The organism is Sphingomonas liriopis (assembly GCF_024211255.1).
Classification (GTDB): domain Bacteria; phylum Pseudomonadota; class Alphaproteobacteria; order Sphingomonadales; family Sphingomonadaceae; genus Sphingomonas; species Sphingomonas liriopis.
The window spans coordinates 82,645-100,243 of record NZ_JAMLDY010000006.1 but is presented as its reverse complement, the minus strand read 5'-3'; the positions used below and the strand labels follow the sequence as shown (position 1 = coordinate 100,243).

At 66.8% G+C, this 17,599-nt stretch carries 14 protein-coding genes and 1 tRNA gene; 11 read left to right on the top strand and 4 right to left on the bottom strand.

What is annotated here, in order from left to right:
• Positions 1-105 precede the first annotated feature (105 nt).
• The 5 genes from M9979_RS06415 to M9979_RS06395 all read left to right on the top strand — a co-directional run bounded on the left by M9979_RS06415 (position 106) and on the right by M9979_RS06395 (position 3,960).
• Entirely contained in the window at positions 106-873 is a 768-nt protein-coding gene (locus tag M9979_RS06415; protein ID WP_254288506.1) for a DUF4760 domain-containing protein, read from the top strand.
• On the top strand, positions 863-1,414 hold the full coding sequence (locus tag M9979_RS06410; RefSeq protein ID WP_254288505.1) for a CPBP family intramembrane glutamic endopeptidase: 552 nt from the start codon (positions 863-865) through the stop codon (positions 1,412-1,414). The genes M9979_RS06415 and M9979_RS06410 overlap by 11 nt, the downstream gene beginning before the upstream one ends.
• A gap of 72 nt (positions 1,415-1,486) precedes the next feature.
• Positions 1,487-2,131 carry a hypothetical protein gene (locus tag M9979_RS06405; RefSeq protein ID WP_254288504.1) on the top strand — a complete coding sequence of 215 codons (645 nt, stop codon included), beginning with the start codon at positions 1,487-1,489 and terminating at the stop codon, positions 2,129-2,131.
• Between the two features lie 117 nt (positions 2,132-2,248).
• Positions 2,249-3,367, top strand: coding sequence for a calcium:cation antiporter (locus tag M9979_RS06400; protein WP_254288503.1), 1,119 nt, complete (start codon positions 2,249-2,251; stop codon positions 3,365-3,367).
• A gap of 14 nt (positions 3,368-3,381) precedes the next feature.
• A complete protein-coding gene (locus M9979_RS06395; RefSeq protein ID WP_254288502.1) occupies positions 3,382-3,960 on the top strand; it encodes a GNAT family N-acetyltransferase in 579 nt (192 codons plus the stop codon).
• 4 nt (positions 3,961-3,964) lie between these two features.
• On the opposite strand, the gene M9979_RS06390 is transcribed toward M9979_RS06395, so the two are convergent.
• The 4 genes from M9979_RS06390 to M9979_RS06375 all read right to left on the bottom strand — a co-directional run bounded on the left by M9979_RS06390 (position 3,965) and on the right by M9979_RS06375 (position 8,447).
• The gene (locus M9979_RS06390; RefSeq protein ID WP_254288501.1) at positions 3,965-4,546 is read right to left on the bottom strand and encodes a methyltransferase family protein; all 582 of its coding nucleotides are present in this window, start codon (positions 4,544-4,546) and stop codon (positions 3,965-3,967) included.
• Complete coding sequence (locus M9979_RS06385) at positions 4,543-4,815, bottom strand: hypothetical protein (RefSeq protein ID WP_254288500.1); 273 nt, start codon at positions 4,813-4,815, stop codon at positions 4,543-4,545. The genes M9979_RS06390 and M9979_RS06385 overlap by 4 nt, the downstream gene beginning before the upstream one ends.
• A complete protein-coding gene (locus tag M9979_RS06380) occupies positions 4,776-6,494 on the bottom strand; it encodes a M1 family metallopeptidase (protein WP_254288499.1) in 1,719 nt (572 codons plus the stop codon). Before M9979_RS06380 ends, M9979_RS06385 begins: the two co-directional genes overlap by 40 nt.
• 255 nt (positions 6,495-6,749) lie before the next feature.
• Positions 6,750-8,447 (bottom strand): M1 family metallopeptidase, encoded by a 1,698-nt coding sequence (locus M9979_RS06375; RefSeq protein WP_254288620.1) that lies wholly within the window; start codon positions 8,445-8,447, stop codon positions 6,750-6,752.
• 155 nt (positions 8,448-8,602) lie between these two features.
• On the opposite strand from M9979_RS06375, the gene lon reads away from it, so the two are divergent.
• The 6 genes from lon (at position 8,603) to M9979_RS06345 (ending at position 17,529) form a co-directional block, all read left to right on the top strand.
• Positions 8,603-10,996: an endopeptidase La gene (lon, locus tag M9979_RS06370; RefSeq protein ID WP_254288498.1), complete on the top strand. Its 2,394-nt coding sequence runs from the start codon at positions 8,603-8,605 to the stop codon at positions 10,994-10,996.
• A 157-nt stretch (positions 10,997-11,153) separates the two neighbouring features.
• Complete coding sequence (locus tag M9979_RS06365; protein WP_254288497.1) at positions 11,154-11,426, top strand: HU family DNA-binding protein; 273 nt, start codon at positions 11,154-11,156, stop codon at positions 11,424-11,426.
• A gap of 65 nt (positions 11,427-11,491) precedes the next feature.
• Positions 11,492-11,566 (top strand) — tRNA-Val (locus tag M9979_RS06360).
• 446 nt (positions 11,567-12,012) lie between these two features.
• The gene (locus tag M9979_RS06355) at positions 12,013-12,348 is read left to right on the top strand and encodes a hypothetical protein (protein WP_254288496.1); all 336 of its coding nucleotides are present in this window, start codon (positions 12,013-12,015) and stop codon (positions 12,346-12,348) included.
• Between the two features lie 578 nt (positions 12,349-12,926).
• The gene (locus M9979_RS06350) at positions 12,927-14,570 is read left to right on the top strand and encodes a hypothetical protein (RefSeq protein WP_254288495.1); all 1,644 of its coding nucleotides are present in this window, start codon (positions 12,927-12,929) and stop codon (positions 14,568-14,570) included.
• A gap of 106 nt (positions 14,571-14,676) precedes the next feature.
• Positions 14,677-17,529 (top strand): TonB-dependent receptor domain-containing protein, encoded by a 2,853-nt coding sequence (locus M9979_RS06345; RefSeq protein ID WP_254288494.1) that lies wholly within the window; start codon positions 14,677-14,679, stop codon positions 17,527-17,529.
• Positions 17,530-17,599: the final 70 nt, after the last annotated feature.

The following is a 17,599-nucleotide window of genomic DNA, read 5'->3' as shown; positions in this document are numbered from 1 at the left end:
ACGAAGCCCCGCAAGGAAGACGTTCCCGGCGGCTGATCTCTGGATCACGAAAAGCAGATAGGGGCGGTCGTCATGGCCGCCCCTTTTTCGTGAAGGGGCGGGGCGATGTATCACGAATGGGCGGTCCAACGATCGATCTGCCACGGTATCCTGCAGGGACGGGCGGAGGCGGTCTTTTCGACCTATACGGTCGATGCGATCGATCAGAGCGCCTATCGTCGCATGGCCGACGATGCGCTGACCGTCGTCATCCGACGACGGTCGGCGGCCAAGCGCTATTTCCGTATCAGGATCAAGAATCCGATCTGGATCGGCATCGCCTTCGCGACGACGTTCGGAGCGCTGGCATTCGCGGCAGCGGTCGTGCTGGCGCGCTGGATCGATCTGGCGAACGCCCAGACCTATCCGATCGTCGGCGCGATGGCGGGGTTTTGCGCGATCGGCGTCGCCGCGATCGGCTGGGGCGTATCGGGCTGGATCACGCATCGCACTGCCCGGTCGAAATTGACAATGGACGTCGTCGCGGCGCGCTTTGCGCAGCCGGCGTTCAACGATGCGCTGACCGCTTTCAACACCATCCGCCGCGAGCATCATCATGTTACCAGCGCGCTGGTCGATCACCTTGCCGCGTCGCCTGACGAAAACGATCGCAAGGCGTTGCAGGGCTTGCGCTATCTGCTCAACTATTTCGAATTCATCGCGGTCGGCGTGACCGAAGGCGAACTCGACGAACGCATCGTCGCCCAGACGCTGCGGGGTAATATCACCTATGTCTACGACACGACGGCGCTCTATATCCTGGACCTTCAGGCTAAGAACCCGCGCACGCTCGAACATTTCACCGCATTAAGGCGTCATTATCGTGAACCGTGACCGCCGCTTGCGATCGCCCGACCATGCATCCGGTGACGCCAGCCTTGGCTGGCGTGCGGGCAGGGGACCGCTCGCGATCCTGCCCGACCTGCTGTTCCGCGACCGCCAAGCATGGCTGGCGATCGTCGTCGGCTGGCTGCTGACGATCACCGGCAGCACGCTCCTCGGCTTCGTCCTCGCGCATCTCGCGCCCGCGGCGCCCGGGCCCGACCTCGGCGACGTCTCCGCACCGGTAAAGCTGGTGCTCGTCGCGCTGTTCAGTCCCATCGTCGAAACGCTGCTGATGGCGGCGATCCTCGCGGTGCTGCTGCGTTTCGTTGCCGGCTGGCAGGCGGTCATCGCCAGCGCCGCGATCTGGGGCGTGCTGCACAGCCTCGCGACGCCATTATGGGGCGCGGTGATCTGGTGGCCCTTCCTGATCTTCTCGACGCTCTACGTCACCTGGCGCCCGCGCGGCTTCTGGCCGGCGGTCGTAGTCGTCGCATTGGTCCACATCCTCCAGAACCTGTTCCCCGCGCTGCTGATCGTCACCGGCCATTGATCCGATCCGCATCTGGCGCAGGTGCGGCCGGCGGGATAGAGCGGGTGGTTTCGACGATATGCGAGCCGGACCATGACCTTATCGGATGCCTATTACCGTGACGGGCATGTCGGGTTGCCCGGATTATTCGTGCCCGAGGTGCTGCTCGCCTTCTACCAGATGATGCAGGCCGACCTGCAGGCCGCGGGTCGACCGCTGCAAAGCTTCACCGCGCGCGGGCCGTTGCTGCGGCAACCGGCGATCGAAGTCTATGCCTTTCAATATGCGCCCATGCTGACGTTCCTGTGGGGCCTGACGCCGCGGGTGGCGGAGGTCGTCGGGCGTGAGCTGCTGCCGACCTATGCCTATTTCCGCGCCTATCAGCAGGGCGACGTCTGCCGCGTCCATTCCGATCGGCAGGCGTGCGAGCACAGCCTGTCGCTGACGATCGCCTATGGTGACGGACGACCGTGGGCGCTGTCGGTGGCGACCGAGCGCACGGAGATACCGCAGCCGGTCGTCGCGGACGATTTCGGCACGCAGCGCTACGCCTCGATCGCGATGCAGCCGGGCGACGGCGTGCTGTACCAGGGCACGCATCATCGGCATGGCCGGCTCGATGCCAATCCGAACAGCTGGTCGGCGCATCTGTTCTTGCACTGGGTCGAGAAGGACGGTCGCTATCGCGAGCATGCGTTCGATCGCCCGGCTCATGCCAAGGCCGCCCAGGCTCGGTGACGCGCCGAACCTGTTCCCCGCGCTGCTGATCGTCACGGGCCAATGCTTCGCCGCCGCGACGGACCTTTCGTCGCGGCGAAGCATTGGCGTGGGCGTAACGACTTTCGGGGAGCCGGCGTGACTGTAGTGACCGACGAAGGAAACACCCCCCATGCGGCAAAGGGCTGGATGGGGCTGCCCTTATGGTCGATCCTGTTTCCGGTGATCGGCGTGCCCACCGTGCTGGCGTCGGTCTATACGATGGGGACGATCGGCACGATCGTCGCGACGATCGTCCTGATCGGCTCGGTGGTCGCCGCGGTCCATCAGGCAGAGGTCGTCGCGCACCGTGTCGGCGAGCCGTTCGGGACGCTGGTGCTCGCGGTCGCGGTGACGGTGATCGAAGTGTCGCTGATCGTGTCGCTGATGCTGTCCGGGTCGGGCGACGTCGCCGCGCTGGCGCGCGACACCGTGTTCGCGGCGATCATGATTATCCTCAACTTCATCATCGGGCTCTGCCTGCTGACCGGTGGTATCCGCCACGGCGAGCAACGCTTCACGCTGCGCGGCATCAGCGCCGCGCTGGCGACGCTTGCCGCTTTGGTCGTACTGTCGCTGATCCTGCCCAATTACACGACCAGCGCTGCCGGCCCGACCTATGCGCCGTCGCAGCTGATCTTCGTCGCGATCGTCAGCCTCGTCCTCTACGGCACGTTCGTGCTGGTGCAGACGGTGCGCCATCGCGACTATTTCCTGCCCGCCGGCGATGTCGAGCCGGAGGAGCACGCCGCACCGCCGACCGACCGTACCGCGTGGAATGCGTTCGGCGTATTGCTGCTCGCGCTGGTCGTCGTCGTGATGCTCGCCAAGGGGCTGTCGGTCACCGTCGAGGAAGCGATCCTCGCTGCCGGCCTGCCGCTCGCCATCGTCGGCGTGGTGATCGCGGCGCTGGTGCTCGCGCCCGAGAGCCTCGCGGCTTACAATGCCGCGCGCCGCGACCGGCTGCAGACCAGCCTCAACCTGGCTTTGGGGTCGGCGCTGGCGACGATCGGGCTGACCATTCCGGCGGTCGCGATCGTCAGCCTCGTGCTCGGCCTGCCGCTGGCGCTCGGCATCGGCGCGAAGGCGATGACGCTGCTCGCGCTGTCGTTGTTCGTGACGACGATCTCGCTCGGCACCGGGCGCACGACGATCCTGCAGGGCGTCGTCCATCTCGTCATCTTCGCCGCCTACCTGTTCACGACGGTGATCCCCTGATCGAGCGATCACCGATGCGGCTGGCGACCGCCGCGAATCGCGGATCGGTCGCGGCGATGCTGGCGCGGGCGTTTCAGGACGATCCGGCGTTCGGCTACATCTTCCCCGACCCTGTCGAGCGCGCCCGGCGGCTGCCGCGGTTGTTCGCATTGCTCTACGACAGCGACGGCCGCGCCGGCATGCGGCTGGTCAGCGACGGTGGCGAGGCGGCGACGTTGTGGCGTGGTCCCGGCCGCGCGCATGTCGGCTGGGGCGAGATGCTGCGCCATGCGCTGCCGCTCCTCCATGCGCTCGGCCCCAATCTGCGCCGTGCGCTGGCGGTGAGCGCTGCGATCGACGCGCATATGCCGGCGGGGGACTTTTGGTATCTGCACATCGCCGGCTGCGATCCGGCGGCGCAGGGCAGGGGGCTGGGGCGCAAGGCGCTGACGGCGGGGCTGGAGCGGGTCGCCGGGCGGTTGCCCTGTTATCTGGAGACCGCGACCGAACGGAACCTCGGCTTCTACGCCAGCGCGGGCTTCGCGGTGACTGGCGAATGGCGGATCGGCCGCGATGGGCCGCGGATGTGGTCGATGCTCCGCCCGCCGGGGTGAGGCGTCAGAACAGGCCCGGCACGAACCGTTTCACCCGCGCGGCATAAGCGTCGTAGGCACCACCGAACATCACGCGCAGCAGCCGTTCCTCGATCCGCACCCGCAGCCATGTGCCGACCGCATAGACCGGCACTGCGACGACCAGCCGCGGCCCATGCCCCAGCGCTACCGCCACGGCGACCAGCATCAGCGCCAGCGCGGTATAGATCGGATGCCGCACCCATGCGAACGGTCCCGCCGTCACCAGCGCATGGTCCGCCCGCGTCCGCGCGACGAGGCTCCAGTTGCGCCCCATCGTCGCGGCGGCCCAGACGAACAGCGTCAGCGTCGTCGCCATCAGCAGCGCGACGACGCCCGCCTGCACCAGCGCTGCCGTCCCCAGCGGATCGAGCGTCACCCGTACCGGGCCGCTCGCGGCGATGACGAACGCCAGCCCCTGCACCACGATCCCCGCCAGCGACGCGCGGTTCCGCCGCCCGCCCGCCTCCGGCTCGCGCCGCCAGCGCGCCGCGATCAGCGCCGCCCAGAACAGGGTTATCCCGAGCGCCAGCGCGGCGATGCCGGGCAGTCCCGCCGCGGTGGTCATCGCGGCCGCTGCCGGCTGGCGAGCCACAGCCCGCCGGCGATCTGCGCCAGCGCATAGAGCCGCCGCCGGCCGGGCCGGTCGACGAACGGGGCGACGGCGGCCTCCGCGCCGAGCGCATCCTCCTTCCATAGATCGACGTGGCGGCGCGGCTGGACGAGTCCGACCAGCCCGTCGCCGACCATGAAGATCGCCGCCATCTCCGCGGCCCGGCCTCCCCAGCGCGCGCGGGTCATGGCGTCGCCCGCTTGGCGGCCTGCGCGGCGCGCCATGCCTGCATGTCCTCGATCGCGACGCTGCGGCGCAGGATCCTGGCGTCGGGATCGACGACGTAATGCGTGGCTGCGGGGATGGTCAGCGTGGCCCGGCCGTCGGTCATCGGCACGACCTGCGTGGCGCCACCGACCGACACCTCGACCGGCATCGGGAAACGGCCGCCACCCGGTACCTTCCATGCCAGCGTCAGCCGGTCGCCACGCCGCGTCTCGATCAGGTCGGGCAAGGCCGCCTGCCGCAGATAGACGTCGAAGAACCAGCCGTAATCCTTGCCGGTCACCTGCCGCACGAAGCCCTCATATTCCGCGCTCGATCCGAAGCGCGGCACGAAGTTGCCCGGTTTCGGATCGGGACGGCCATAGACGGCGAGGCGGGTGACCTTCCAGAAGGCGTCGTCGCCGATCAGGCCGCGCAACGTGTGCAGCATCCACGATCCCTTGACGTAGATGTCCTGCCCCGCGCCGCCCTTGTCGGCTTCGTACACCTCTTCTTCGGTGAGCACGCGGCCCTGGACGATGGGCGCCTTGTTGACGATCGTCGCGCGCTGCGTCTGCATCATCGCGGCATAGCGCGCGCGGCCTTCGCGCCACAGGCCATAGGCGGGCTGCATGTAACTGCCATAGCCTTCGTGCAGCCAGTAATCGTCCCAGTTCGCGGCCGTCAGCTGGTTGGCGAACCATTCGTGGGTGAATTCATGCTGGAACAGCCAGTCGAACCCCTCGATCGCCTTGGCATAGTCGTTGCCGTAGGCGTTGATCGTCTGATGCTCCATGCCCTTGTGCGGCGTCTCGACCACGCCGACCTTCTCGTCGCCGAACGGGTAGGGCCCGACGTTCGCCTCGAAGAAATCGAGCGTCGGCGCGAATTCGGCGAACAGCTTCTCGGCCTGCGCCTTTTCGCCGGGCAGATACCAGTAGAACATCGGGATGTTGTTGCCGTAGCGACTGTTGTAGCGGCCGCTGATCTCCTCATACGGCCCGACGTTGAGCGCGATCGCATAGGTGTTGGGATGGCGGGTGCGCCAGTTCCAGCGGGTGCGGCCGTCGGGCAGCGTGTCGATGCCGATGAGCGTGCCGTTGGAAGGCGCCTTCAGCCCCTTTGGGATGACGATGTGCAGCTCGACGACGCCGGGCTCACCGGTCGGGAAATCGAGGCACGGCCAGAACAGGTCGCAGCCATAGCCTTCGGACGTGGTCGCGAACCACGTCCGCCCGTCCGGCGTCTTCGACCAGACCATGCCATCGTCCCACGGCGCACGCACCGCGACGTGCGGGGTGCCGCCATAGGTGATGCGCGCGCTGACCTTGGCGCCGGCGGCGAGCGTGCGCGGCAGGCGGATCGTCAGCCTTCCTTCGGGATTCGACCATGCGGCGGGCGTGAGCGCGACCCCGTCGATCGCGATGGCGGTGACCGGCAGGTTCTTGTCGAGATCGATCAGCAGCCGGTCGACCGGGCTCTTGGCGGTGAAGCCGAGGACCGCGATGCCGTTCAGCGTCTCGCTATCGGGCAGCACCTCGAACGTCAGGTCGGCGCTGTCGAAGCGCAGCGCCAGTTGTTCCGCCGGACGCACGCCGCCCGAGGTCTGCGTCAGCGGCGTGATCGCCGGTTCGCCCTTCTTCGGCAACGGTGCCGCCGCGAGCAGGGCGAGAGCGGACACGGTCAACAGGGTCTTCATCGATGGTCCCTTCTTCAGATCCTCCCCGGCTCGGCAGCGCTATCGCATATGGCTGATGGGACGGCCTCACGGCTTACTCCCCCGTCACCCCGGACTTGTTCCGGGGTCCACCGGGCCGCACGCGCAGGAAAAAGAGGCTCTGGCTTCACGCTTGCTGAACAGTGGACCCCGGAACAAGTCCGGGGTGACGAAAGATTCTGGGTAGTCGGTCGGTTATGCGATCATAGGCGGTAGCCCTGTTGTGCCGGCGGCTGGCTATTTCTTCTTCTGCTCCGCCTTCCACGCCTGGAAGGCATCCACCGCATCGTCCTGCTTCAGCAGCCGGCTCATCGGATCGACGACGACATGCGCGCCTTCGGGCACGGTGATCGTCGCGACCCCGCCGGTCATGGCGACCTTCTGTACGACGTCGTCCACCGCGACCTCGACCGGCAGCGGGAAGGGCTTGGCCGTCGGCGCGACCCATTTCAGCGTCAACTGCGTCGCGCCGCGCGTCACCACCAGCCTGGGCAGCGCCGCGTGATAGAGGTAGGTGTCGAAGAACCACTGCCAGTCCTGCCCGGTCACCTGGTTGACGATCGCGATGAACTCGGGCGTCGTGCGGAACTGCGGCGTGAAATTGCCCGGTGCCGGATCGGGACGGCCATAGACCTGTCGGCGCAGGATCTCGCCAAACGCCTTGTCGCCGATCGCACCCCGCAGCGTGTGGAGGATCCACGATCCCTTGGTGTAGATGTCGCCACCGCGGCCGGGCGAGCGTTCGTAGACGTCCTCGGCGCTCTGCGGCTTGCCGGTGACCAGCGGCGACTGGTTGGTGATCCCCGTCCGGCTCGCCAGCATCATCGCGGTGTAGCGCCCGTCGCCCTCGCGCCAGCGGCCGTAGAGCGGCTGCATATAGGCGGTGAACCCCTCGTGCAGCCAGAAATCGTCCCAGTTGCTCGCGGTCATCTGGTTGGCGAACCATTCGTGGCCGAATTCGTGCTGGAACAGCCAGTCGAACCCTTCCGGCGCCTTGGCGTATTCGTTGCCATAGGCGTTGATCGTCTGGTGCTCCATGCCCTTGTGCGGCGTCTCGACCACGCCGACCTTCTCGTCCGCCCACGGATACGGTCCTACCGTCGCCTCGTAGAAATCGAGCGTCGGCGTGAATTCGGCGAACAGCTTTTCCGCCTTGTCCTTCTCGCCGGGCAGATACCAGTAGAAGAGCGGGATCTCGTTGCCGAACCTGCTCTTGTACGTGCCTTTCAGTTCCTCATATGGCCCGACGTTGAGCGCGATGCCGTAGAGGTTGGGGCGCTTTACCTCCCAGTTCCACGTCGACCGGCCGTCGTCCATCCGGTCGACGCCGAGCAATTTGCCGTTCGACGGTGCCGACAGGCCCTTGGGCACGGTGATGTGCAGCGTCACCTTCTGCGGCTCGTAGGTCGGATAGTCGATGCACGGCCAGAACAGGTCGCACCCTTCCATCTGCACCGCGGTCGCGATCCATGGATCGCCGGCCGGCGTCTTCGCCCAGACGAAGCCGCCGTCCCACGGCGCGCGCACCGCGGTATGGGGACGCCCGCCGTAGACGATCTTGACCGACAGCTTGGCGTCCTTGGCGACCTTCTTGGCGAGCGTGATCGTCATCCGCCCCTCGGGGTTGGCGAAGCCCGCGTCCACCCCGTCGACCTGCACCGCGGTGACGGTGAAGTTCTTGTCGAGGTCGATCACCAGCTTGTTGGTCTTTTCCAGCGCGGTGAAGCCGAGCGTCGCGGTGGCGTTGATGACCTCGCGCACCGGATCGACCTCGATCGCCAGGTCGGCGGTATCGAACGTCACCTTCTTCTGCGCCGGGTCGAGCGGACCGCCCGACAGCGCGGTCTGCGGCGTGATCGGCGGCTGGCCCTTTTCCGCGGCATATCCTGCGGTCGACAACAGCAGCAGGGCGGCGAAGGGCAGGCGTGGCGACATCATATTCTCCGGCGTGATCGTCCCCGGTTTCGACGCTCGCCCGGGCCGTGACAAGCCCCGACGCGGTCCCGCCCCACCGTAACGATTGATGGATGCCGCAACAGCCCCATATAGTGGCCCAAAGCCGCCCCGTTCGAAGCGGCCCCGGAGTATCCATGACCATTTTCCCCGTACTGCCGCTGCGCGATATCGTCGTCTTCCCGCACATGATCGTGCCGCTGTTCGTCGGTCGCGACAAATCGGTCGCCGCGCTGGAGGCGGCGATGGGTGCCGACAAGGAGATCTTCCTCGTCGCGCAGCTCGACCCGGCCGAGGACGATCCGTCGCGCGAAGACCTGTACGAGGTCGGCGTCACCGCGACCGTGCTGCAGCTGCTAAAACTCCCTGACGGCACCGTGCGCGTGCTGGTCGAGGGCAAGGCGCGCGGGCGCCTCGGCGAGCTGTCGGAAGGCGACGGCTATCTGCAATCGACCGTCGAGATGCTCGAGGAGCGCGAAGCGGAGGGGATCGAGGTCGAGGCGCTGATGCGCTCGGCGGTCGAGCAGTTCGAAACCTACGCCAAGCTCAACAAGAAGCTGCCCGCCGAAACCGCGCAGCAATTGGGCGAGCTGGTCGAGGCGGCGAAGCTGTCCGACGCGATCATGGCCAACGTACAGGTCAAGGTCGCCGACAAGCAGGCGCTGCTGGTCGAGCTCGATCCGGTCAAGCGGCTCGAGATGGCGTACGCGCTGATGGAAGGCGAACTCGGCGTCCTGCACGTCGAGAAGAAGATCAAGAGCCGCGTCAAGCGCCAGATGGAGAAGACGCAGCGCGAATATTATCTGAACGAACAGCTGAAGGCGATCCAGCGCGAGCTGGGCAACAGCGACGACGAGGGCGACGGCGACGAGATCGCCGAGCTGACGCAGAAGATCGCGACGCTCAAGCTCAGCAAGGAGGCGCGCACCAAGGCGACGTCGGAGCTCAAGAAGCTGAAGACCATGGCACCGATGAGCGCCGAGGCGACGGTGGTGCGCAATTACCTCGACGTGCTGTTGGGGCTCCCGTGGGGCAAGAAGAGCAAGATCAAGAAGGATATCGCCGCGGCGCAGGCGGTCCTCGACGAGGACCATTACGCGCTGGAGAAGGTGAAGGACCGGATCGTCGAGTACCTCGGCGTGCAGGCGCGCACCAACAAGCTTAAAGGTCCGATCCTGTGCCTCGTCGGTCCTCCCGGCGTCGGCAAGACGAGCCTCGGCAAGTCGATCGCCAAGGCGACGGGCCGCGAGTTCATCCGCCAGTCGCTGGGCGGCGTGCGCGACGAGGCCGAGATCCGCGGCCACCGTCGTACCTATATCGGTTCGCTGCCGGGCAAGATCGTCACCAACCTCAAGAAGGCGGGCACGTCCAACCCGCTGTTCCTGCTCGACGAGATCGACAAGCTCGGCCAGGATTTCCGCGGCGATCCGGCGTCGGCGCTGCTCGAAGTGCTCGACCCCGAGCAGAACGGCAAGTTCAACGACCATTATCTCGAGATCGACATCGATCTCAGCGACGTGATGTTCGTCTGCACCGCCAACACGCTCAACCTGCCGCAGCCGCTGCTCGACCGGATGGAGATCATCCGGCTGGAGGGCTATACCGAGGACGAGAAGGTCGAGATCGCCAGGGGCCATCTGATCGAGAAGCAGATCGAGGCGCACGGGCTGAAGGCCGGCGAGTTCACGCTGACCGACGAGGGCCTGCGCGCGCTGATCCAGAAGTACACGCGCGAGGCGGGCGTGCGCACGCTGGAACGCGAGATCGCCAGGCTGGCGCGCAAGGCGCTACGCCAGATTCTCGAAGGCAAGACGACCAGCGTCACGGTGACGCCCGACAATCTGGGCGAGTTCGCGGGCGTGCAGAAGTACCGCCACGGCCTGTCGGAGACGGAGCACCAGATCGGCGCGGTCACCGGCCTCGCCTGGACCGAGGTCGGCGGCGAGTTGCTGACGATCGAGAGCGTCACCGTGCCGGGCAAGGGCGCGGTCAAGACGACGGGAACGCTCGGCGACGTGATGAAGGAATCGGTGCAGGCCGCCTTCAGCTTCGTCCAGGCGCGCAGTCCCTCGTACGGGATCAAGCCGTCGCTGTTCCATCGCAAGGACATCCATATCCACCTGCCCGAGGGAGCGGTGCCCAAGGACGGGCCGTCGGCGGGCATCGGCCTGGTCGTCTCGATCGTCTCGACGCTGACCGGGGTGCCGGTGCGCAAGGAGATCGCGATGACCGGCGAGGTGACGCTGCGTGGTCGCGTGCTGCCGATCGGCGGGCTCAAGGAAAAGCTGCTCGCGGCGCTGCGCGGCGGGATCGAGACGGTGCTGATCCCGCAGGAGAACGAGAAGGACCTCGCCGACATTCCGCAGAACATCAAGGACGGCCTGACCATCGTGCCGGTCAGCCATGTCGACGAGGTGCTCAAACTCGCGCTCACCGAACCGCTTGCCGCGATCGAGTGGACCGATGCCGACGAACTCGCCGCATTGCCGCCGACGGGGGTTGCGCCTGCGGGCGGGGAATTGCATCACTGAGCCCACGGGGCTTTCAGGTCCGGCGATTAACGTTTTGGAACCGCCGCGGCTGGCAAGGCCCGGCGGTGTCCATTGACTCTGTCGCGCGGGACGGCCTTATTCGGCGTTCTGGCTCGGCAACGATTCTCTCAAAGCGTACCAAGGGGGCAGTAATTCGATGAACAAGCAGGAATTGATCGCGACGGTTGCGGACACCTCCGGCCTCGCCAAGGGCGATGCGGTCAAGGCGGTCGAGGCGGTGTTCGACGCGATTTCCGCCAGCCTGAAGAAGGGCGACGAAGTGCGCCTCGTGGGCTTCGGTACCTTCTCCGTCTCGAAGCGCAAGGCGTCGACCGGCCGCAACCCGCGCACCGGCGAACCGATGACGATCAAGGCGTCGAGCCAGCCGAAGTTCAAGGCGGGCAAGGGCCTGAAGGATTCGGTCAACTGACCACTGGACACAGGCGGCGGCGCTTCGTAAAGGCCCGCCTCCGAACGGTTTCGCTAAACGGTTTCGGGCGCGTAGCTCAGCGGTAGAGCACACCCTTCACACGGGTGGGGTCACAGGTTCAATCCCTGTCGCGCCCACCATATCAGCCCGCCAGGTCGCAAGACCGGCGGGCTTTTTGGTTTTCTGGGGTGGGTTGGGCGATGTTGCGGTCGGCCAGCTGCTGCTCGCGATGCCGGTTCGTAGGACTCGTGATGCTGGCTGGTGGGACTCAATTGCCCACGCCCAGCCACCCCCGTCACCCCGGACTTGTTCCGGGGTCCACCGGGCCGCGGGCGTATGCTTTTCTCTCCAGCCCTGCGCCTCGCCGCGGAGTGGACCCCGGAACATGTCCGGGGTGACGACGGGAGTGCGGAAAGGGAGGCCGCTTACACGCGGTCATGGACGACGGCAGGTACAGTACGTTCATGAGGCGCCCCCAACGAACACCCGCCCACCGCCCACCTCACTCTGTCCGCATTGGTCGTTCCGGCTTGGGAACAATCGCCCGCGTTCGGATTTCAACCTCCCACACATAGGGAGAGAGACGATGGTGGATTATACGACGGACCGTAACGGCGACCGGGTGGTGGTTGAGCGTCGCGGCGGCGCGGGCCGCGTGCTGGCGATCGTCGCCGTGATCGCGATCGTCATCGTCGGCCTGCTGTTCCTCACCGGCTTCTGGAAGGCCGACGTGACCAAGACGGGATCGCTGCCCTCGGTCGATATCAGCGCCAAGGGCGGTTCGCTGCCCAAGGTCGACCTCGATTCGAAGGAAGTCGTCGTCGGCACCACCGAAAAGACCGTCGAGGTGCCCAAGGTGAAGACCGAGAAGGAAACGATCTCGGTCCCCGCCGTCGGCGTCAAGGACAACGGCGAGAAGTAAGCGCGCCGATCGGCAAGCCGAAAGGGCGTCCTTCGCAGGAAGGACGCCCTTTTTCGTGGGCGGCTGGGGATGCCGTCCCACGCCCCTTCGCGTTCCGGTAGCCGGAAATACCTCGTCACCCCGGACTTGTTCGGCAGTTATACCGCTCTGCCATGTATTCTTTCGTCATTCCCGCGCAGGCGGGAATCCATACTGGCTGACCTTTCGGCTCTATCTGTGACGCCAGTGATTATGGATCCCCGCCTTCGCGGGGATGACGGTTACATGTTCGAAGGGCAGGAACGCCGACGTGTTCCGGGGTCCACCGAGCGGCGAGTGGGCGGCATGAGGCTCTGGCCGTTGGCCTGGCCGCGGAGTGGACCCCGGAACGAGTCCGAGGTGACGGGGGATATCAGGCAAACGACGGTCCCCAACCCCGATCGATGTCACAAAAAAGTCTCGCCGCCGTAACGATCCCGTCACCGAATCCTCACGCAGGCGTCATGCGAGGTCCCTAACCGCCGGTTCCAGGGATCGGCAGAGGGGGAGCCTTGGCCGACCGTCGACACAACGACCAATCGACCGGGAGCTCATCGATCATGGCGCGCAACCTTCGCTACGGCAATTTCCTCATGGCCTCGACCGCCTGCCTCATGCTGGCGGGTTGCGGTGGCGCCGACAACGTCGCCTCGCCGGGCGCGGGCAGCGTGACGATCGTCCAGCCGGCACCGACGCCGACGCCGACCGCGCCCACCCCGACGCCGACCGCGATCACCGCCGCGCAGTTCGCCGCCGTCACAGCGGTCAACGGCATCTCGATCACCGCCGACGAGCAGCTGGCGATCGTCAACGCCGGCACCAACAACAATATCAGCGGCACCGGCAGCACGATCAACGGCGTTTACCCGGTGTCGGCGACGTCGCTGACCACCGCGACCGATCCGTCGGCGATCAACGGCTTCTTCACCAGCACCAACTACGTCGGCGCGCTCAACGGACCGAGCGATACGAGCTTCCAGGGCTGGACCTGCAACTCGACCGCGGCCGAATTCGGCGGTTCCGGCGCGCGCTGCACCGCGGTTCCCGCGATCGGCACGCTCGCGAGCGGCGCGGCCTGCCCGACCGGCACGACGACCGCGACCGGCGGCAGCGGCACCGCGACCGCGGCGACGATCGGCGGCTTCAAGGTCTGCGACATTCCGCAGGCGATCACCACCAGCCTGACGCTGCCGCGCATCGCCGGCATCGCCTATCGCTTCACCGGCCAGACCGAGGTCGGCACCGATCTCGGCAGCACCGGCGCCGCCGGCGTGACGCTGACGGTCGAGGCGGGCGTCACCGTCTTCGCCAACGCCAACGAAGCGACCAACGACCTGCTGCTGGTCAACAGGGGCTCGAAGCTGGTCGCGATCGGCACGCGCGATGCGCCGATCATCTTCACCTCGCAGCAGAACGTCACCTCGGCGACCGGCGAATCGGAAACCAGCCAGGGCCATTGGGGTGGCATCATCCTGCTCGGCCGCGCGCCGACCGGCGTGTGCGCCGCGGGCACCGGCCCGAACAACGCCGCCGGGTCGTCGACCACCTGCCAGCAGGCGATCGAGGGCGTGACGGGGCGCTTCTACGGCGGGCCGACCGCGACCGATTCGTCGGGCCAGATGTCCTATGTCCAGATCCGCTATTCGGGCATCGCGATCAGCGACGGCAACGAGCTGCAGGGCCTGACGCTGGGCGGCACCGGTTCGGGCACGGTCATCGACCATATCCAGAGCCACAATTCGGCCGACGACGGCATCGAGATCTTCGGCGGCAACACCAACATCAAGTACATCGCGGTGACCGGCGCGGACGACGACGGCTTCGACATCGACAACGGCTATCGCGGCTTCATGCAGTTCATGATCGCGGCGCAACGCGTCGGCGGCGCGACCGTCGACAGCTTCTCGACCGAGATCGACTCGAACAACGCCGAGGACCTGCTGCCGCGCACCTTCTCGACCTACGCCAACTTCACCTTCATCCAGACCGCGCTCGCGCCCGCCGCGATCCGCCAGCGTGGCGGTGCCGACATGCGCTTCGTCAACGGCGTGGTGAAGACGGTGAGCAACGTCGCCTGCGTCAACCTGATCGCCGGCGAACAGACCAGCGGCGGTCGCTCGACCGTTCGTCCGGCCGACTCGGCGCTGCAGGACTTCGGCCCGCCGACGTTCAACTCGATCTACTTCGCCTGCCAGGGCCGCTGAGGATGGGGGCGCCACGCCCCCGTTCGACAGCATCGGTGCCGGGAGGGGGCGAACGCGTCCCCTCCCGGACACCTGTCTACAGCCTCCTGATCCGGGATTGACGGTCATGCCGCAGCGGCTCGCATTCGCCACGCTTCTTCTCATTTCCTCCACCCTCGTGGCGCCGGCGACCCTCGCCCAGACCGCGGGCGGCACCGCCGCGCCGACGCCGCCGCCGGCGCAGACCTCGACCCCCGCGACCTCCATCCCGGGCGGCGCGACCGATCCGCAGGCCGCCGTGCCGACCTCCGCCGACCAGCAGGATGCACCTGTCGAGGTCTCCGCACCCGGCATGAACGGCGACGTCGAGGACATCGTCGTCGTCGGCCGCAACATCCCCAACGTCGTCCGCTCGACCCCGCAGATCGTCTCGGTCCTGTCGAGCGCAGACATCGCCCGCACGGGCGAGGGCGACATCGCCGGCGCGCTGACCCGCGTCACCGGCCTGTCGGTGGTCGGCGGCGGCTTCGTCTACGTCCGCGGGCTTGGCGATCGCTATTCCTCGTCGCTGCTCAACGGCTCGCCCTTGCCCTCGCCGGAGCCGCTGCGCCGTTCGGTGCCGCTCGACATCTTCCCGACGACGATCGTCGGGTCGGCGCTGGTCCAGAAGACCTATTCGGTGAACTATCCGGGCGAATTCGGCGGCGGCGTCATCAACCTGACGACCAAGGCGATTCCGGACAAGAATTTCGTGTCCGCCGGTGCGACGATCTCCGCGGACGATTCGACCACCAGCGAGCTCGGCTATACCTATTACGGCGGCGGTGCCGACTGGATCGGCTTCGACGACGGCACGCGCAAGGTGCCCGCTTTCATCCGCGACGCGCCGAACGGCAGCGGCATCATCCCGGCGGCGCAGGTCGCGCAGCTGTCCAACGCCTCGACCACCTTGCTCCAGCGCAACAACCAGCTGCCGGCCAACTGGTCGGGCGAGATCAGCGGCGGGTCGGTCTACGACATCGGCGGCTCGCGCCTCGGCGTCATCGCATCGCTGAGCGCCAGCAACACCTTCCGCACCCGGTTCGCGACGCAGCAGGACAGCGTCTCGGCGGACGGCACGCTGCGCAACGATTTCAGGACCTTGCTGACCGACAACCGCATCGTCGCCAACGCGCTGGTCGGCGTCGGCCTGGAATTCGGCGAGAACACCATCCGCTGGACCAACGTCTATATCCACGACACGCTGAAGCAGGCGCGGGGCAGCGCGGCGACGCTCTACAACAACGCCAGCGGCCTGCGTTTCCAGCAGAACACCAACTGGTTCGAACGCCAGCTGATCGAGACGCAGCTGGTCGGCGAGTTCAAGCTCAGCGACGCGTTCAAGGTCGACGCGCGCGGCGCCTACGCCAATTCGAAGCGCAACGCGCCGTACGAGCGCCAGTTCGACTATCTGTGCTCGGCCACGACGACCAACGGCTATCCGGTCACCACCGACGGCATCCAGCAGGCGAGCGGTTTCCAGTGCAACGGCGCCTATCAGGTGTCGCAGCGCTTCACCCCCTTCGCCTCGATCATCTTTTCGGAGCTGAACGAGGATCTGTGGACCGGCCAGGCGGACGCGTCCTACAAGATCGACGGCGACCGGCCGATCACGCTGTCGGCGGGCTATTTCTATCAGGGCACCGACCGCACTTCGTCGCGCCTCGTCTTCAACTATCAGACGTCGAACGGCGGCGGCACCGCGCCGGGCTATCCCTATAACCTGCTGCGCCCCGACTATCTGCTGAGCCCCGACGTGCTCAACAACGCCTGTCCGCTGACCGCGAACACCGCGCCGTGCACGATCCAGCTGCAGTTCAACACCGTCGCCGGTGCCTATCGCTACGACGCCAGGCTCAACGTCCACGCCGGCTACGTCCAGGCGGAGGCGGAGGCGATGGACGGCCTGCGCGCGGTGATCGGCGTGCGCTACGAAAAGGGCGACGAGCGGGTCACGCCGTTCGGCGTCACCGGCGGCACGCGGCTGAAGAACGACTACTTCCTTCCCGCCTCGACGATCACCTGGAATTTCGCCGAGGACATGCAGCTGCGCGCCAGCGCCGCCAAGACGATCTCGCGCCCGCAGTTCCGCGAGCTCGCCCCGCAGCAGTTCCGCGATCCCGATTCGGATCGCCTGTTCTTCGGCAACCCGCTGCTCCGCGACAGCGAGCTGTACAATCTCGAGGCGCGCTACGAATGGTTCTTCAGGCGCGACCAGCGCTTCACGCTCGCGGGCTTCTACAAGCGGATCGACAATCCGATCGAGCAGGTCGGCTTCTACACCGGCGCCGACGATCGCCTGCAGACCGGCTTCACCTACCTGCCCAAGGCGACGCTGTACGGCGGCGAGGTCGAGTTGCAGAAGTATTTCGCGCTCGCCGATCTCTTCGGCGGCGATTTCTTCGCCACCCGCCGCGCGCTGTTCGTCGCCAACTATACCTATACCAAGTCGAAGATCGTCGCGAACGGCGAGTGCGTGCCGAACCCGGCGGTCGATTTCCGCTCGACCGCGCCGGGCCTCGCCGGCTGCGGCCCCCGCTTCGGTCCCGCCAACCTGCTGTTCCGCGACGGTGCGCCGCTGACCGGCCAGTCGGACCATCTGGTCAACGTCCAGATCGGGCTGGAGGACAGCGCGTCGCTGTCGCAGATCACCTTGCTGTTCAACTATGCCAGCGACCGCGTGACGAACCGCGGCCCGTCGAACCTGTCGGGCAGCGGCTTCCAGCCCGACATCGTCGAGCATCCCGGTATCCGCCTCGACCTCGTCGCGCGACAGGGCGTCGAGCTGATGGGCGGCAAGTTCGAGATCAAGGCCGAGGCGCGCAACCTGACGCGCACGCAATATCGCGAGAGCCAGACGTTCGCGAGCGGCAAGGAAGTGTTCATCAACCGCTACGCGCTTGGGCGCGTGTTCAGCCTGGGGGTCAGCGCGACGTTCTGACGCGTGGGACAGGGGCGGGGGCGAAACCCGCCCCCCATCCTTCGTCACCCCGGACTTGTTCCGGGGTCCA